Source organism: Ornithinimicrobium sp., assembly GCF_030537745.1.
Classification (GTDB): domain Bacteria; phylum Actinomycetota; class Actinomycetes; order Actinomycetales; family Dermatophilaceae; genus Ornithinicoccus.
Genome location: NZ_JAUNVI010000122.1, coordinates 1 through 2,443, shown reverse-complemented (window position 1 = coordinate 2,443; position 2,443 = coordinate 1). Strand labels below are relative to the sequence as shown.

Here is a 2,443-nt window from a genome sequence, read left to right as displayed (position 1 = left end):
GATCGTGCGCGCGGACGGCGGCAGATCCGGGCGTTGACGCCTGATCGAATGTAGCTACACTTGTAGCCATGGGTATCGATGCCTCCATGGCCCTCCGGGACGTGAAGAACCGCCTGTCAGAAGTTGTCGACCAGGTGGAGCGCCAGCATGACAGGGTTGTCATCACCCGCCACGGCAAGCCAGCAGCAGTCGTCATCAGCACCGACGACCTTGCGTCTCTCGAGGAGACGCTAGAGATCGTGAGCCGGCCCAAGCTGATAGCCCAGGTCCGCGACAGCCTTGATGAGCTCGCTGCCGGAGAGTCCGAGGTCCTCACCAAGGAAGACATCCTCGCGATACTGCAGAACTGATGGCAGAGCACTACGAGGTCGCATGGACAGCAACCGCCAAGCGAGCCCTGCAACGCCTCCCCGAAAAAGTAGCAACGGCCGCCATCGAGTTCATCTACGGCCGGATCGCCAGCAATCCACGGCGAGTCGGCAAAGCCCTCCGCTTCGACCTCGAAGGGCTCCACAGCGCACGCCGTGGCGAATACCGGATCATCTACCGGATCGACCATCGCGTCACGATTATTGCCATCGAGCACCGAGCGGACGTCTACCACTGACACCGAACGCGGCAGATCCGTGAAAGCTACCATGGAGGCACTCATGGTACTACCATGGTGGCATGAGCCAGGTGAAGTTGAGTGTCAGCCTCTCCGAGGATGACGTCGCGACGTTGGACAAGTACGCCAAAGCCGCGGGCCTGCGGTCTCGGTCCGCCGCGATCCAGAAGGCGATCAAACTGTTGGGCGACGCAGAACTCGAGGACGCCTACGCGGCAGCCTGGGAGGAATGGGGATCCTCGGGCGACGCACGCGCATGGGAGTCTACTTCGGCCGACGGGTTAGCAGATGTTGCGAGGTGAGATCCGGCTCGTGGACCTGGACCCGGCGCTGACGGGTGAGGCGAACAAGCGTCGGCCCGCGGTCGTGGTGAGTAATGATCACGCCAACGCCACTGCGGCCAGACTTGGGCGCGGGGTGGTGACGGTCGTTCCGCTGACGAGCAACACCGCGCACGTATTCCCGTTCCAGGTGTTTCTGCCGGCGGTGGAGACAGGGACCCGGAGGGACTCCAAGGCTCAGGCGGAGCAGGTTCGATCAGTCTCGTTCGGGCGCTTCGGCCCGGTGATTGGACGCGTCCCGATCCATCTGATGGCGGCACTCGACGACGCGCTTCGGCTGCATCTCCATTTGTAGGCTGCACTCAGAGCGGCAAATCCGGACGTATGGGAGGGGGTTGCTGCAACGGATCAGGGTTCGCGAGGCTTTTCCCATTGTGGCGAGTTTGGTGGCAGGGACCGGTAGACGTGGCGGCGCAGACGGGTGTTTGCTTCAGACATGACTAATTTCGGGACCCGGATCCGGGAAAGTCTCCACCGAGCGTCGACGATGCCGGTTCCGGCGGTGACGGTCGACCCGGTCGGCCGCGCCGCCCGACCGAGCCATCAACCTGCCACCTCTACAGCGCGGCGCTGGCAGGCGGCAACCGTTGGCATCGTCGTGGTCGCCGGCATCGCACTTGCCGCCTCGGGCTGCAGCACGCCAGAATCCGACGCCCCCACGGCCCCGCCCAGCTGGACCACCGTGACAGTCGACCTCTACTCAGGACGGGAGAACCCGACAATCCCGCTCGCCCCTGACGTCGCCGAGGAGCTGTACCTGATGATCGGCGACAGTGCGGCTGCCGGGGAGGTGATCCCTGCCGACCCGCCGGATCCCGGGCTCGACTTCCGCGGCTTCGTCGTCACCCCCGCCGACGCGAACCTCCCAGTGCTGCGCATCCTGCCGACAGCCATCTATCTGGGCGAGTCGGGCACCCCCGGGCGCATCGACGACCCCGGCAGCGGGTTCTACAACCGGGTGTACGACGCCGTCCGCCTGCTGCTTGACGATGCAACCCGCACAGCCCTGCCAGATTCGAACCCAGCGATCCCAGATGTCACCGCGACGATCCCGCCCCAAGTGGGCGCAGCCGCGACCTGGACACTGTCCGACCCCGAGCGCGTGACCGCCGAATCGACGAGCGTGCCCATCGAGGTCACCCGTACAGAGTGCTCCAGCGGGGTGACCGGAGCGATCGCCCAGCCAGTTGTCTCACTCGGCGCCGACGACATCATCATCCGGGTCGACGCCGAACCGCTCCCAGGCGATGAACCCCAGTCCTGCCAGGGCAACGACAGCGTCCAAATGACCGTCCCCCTCCCCGAGCCCATCGGCGACCGCGCCCTGATCGACGCCGGCTGCCTCGAAGGCCCGGCAGTCCGCACCAGCTTCTGCGCAACCGGAGCCACCCGCTGGAGCCCATGACACCGGCCGGTCTCGCGACCCGCGCCGCACGATCGAGAAGCCCATGGGTCTGCTGCACGGACAGCTGACACTGTCCGTGCAGCAGACCCG

General features: G+C 65.6%; 5 protein-coding genes. All 5 read left to right on the top strand.

Annotated features, from left to right (window positions below):
* The first annotated feature begins 68 nt into the window (after positions 1-68).
* The 5 genes from Q4P07_RS14230 (at position 69) to Q4P07_RS14210 (ending at position 2,353) form a co-directional block, all read left to right on the top strand.
* Positions 69-350: a type II toxin-antitoxin system Phd/YefM family antitoxin gene (locus Q4P07_RS14230; RefSeq protein WP_303375573.1), complete on the top strand. Its 282-nt coding sequence runs from the start codon at positions 69-71 to the stop codon at positions 348-350.
* Positions 350-607 carry a type II toxin-antitoxin system RelE/ParE family toxin gene (locus tag Q4P07_RS14225; protein WP_303375572.1) on the top strand — a complete coding sequence of 86 codons (258 nt, stop codon included), beginning with the start codon at positions 350-352 and terminating at the stop codon, positions 605-607. Before Q4P07_RS14230 ends, Q4P07_RS14225 begins: the two co-directional genes overlap by 1 nt.
* A 62-nt stretch (positions 608-669) precedes the next feature.
* A complete protein-coding gene (locus Q4P07_RS14220) occupies positions 670-909 on the top strand; it encodes a ribbon-helix-helix domain-containing protein (protein ID WP_303375571.1) in 240 nt (79 codons plus the stop codon).
* Entirely contained in the window at positions 896-1,243 is a 348-nt protein-coding gene (locus Q4P07_RS14215) for a type II toxin-antitoxin system PemK/MazF family toxin (protein WP_368660291.1), read from the top strand. The genes Q4P07_RS14220 and Q4P07_RS14215 overlap by 14 nt, the downstream gene beginning before the upstream one ends.
* Positions 1,244-1,384: 141 nt before the next feature.
* Positions 1,385-2,353 carry a hypothetical protein gene (locus Q4P07_RS14210; protein ID WP_303375569.1) on the top strand — a complete coding sequence of 323 codons (969 nt, stop codon included), beginning with the start codon at positions 1,385-1,387 and terminating at the stop codon, positions 2,351-2,353.
* The last annotated feature ends 90 nt before the right edge of the window (positions 2,354-2,443 follow it).

What these genes read in the sequence shown, in the direction of transcription:
- Q4P07_RS14230 (WP_303375573.1), top strand. Translation starts at nt 69, where the DNA reads ATGGGTATCGATGCCTCCATGGCCCTCCGGGACGTGAAGAACCGCCTG.
- Q4P07_RS14225 (WP_303375572.1), top strand. Translation starts at nt 350, where the DNA reads ATGGCAGAGCACTACGAGGTCGCATGGACAGCAACCGCCAAGCGAGCC.
- Q4P07_RS14220 (WP_303375571.1), top strand. Translation starts at nt 670, where the DNA reads ATGAGCCAGGTGAAGTTGAGTGTCAGCCTCTCCGAGGATGACGTCGCG.
- Q4P07_RS14215 (WP_368660291.1), top strand. Translation starts at nt 896, where the DNA reads ATGTTGCGAGGTGAGATCCGGCTCGTGGACCTGGACCCGGCGCTGACG.
- Q4P07_RS14210 (WP_303375569.1), top strand. Translation starts at nt 1,385, where the DNA reads ATGACTAATTTCGGGACCCGGATCCGGGAAAGTCTCCACCGAGCGTCG.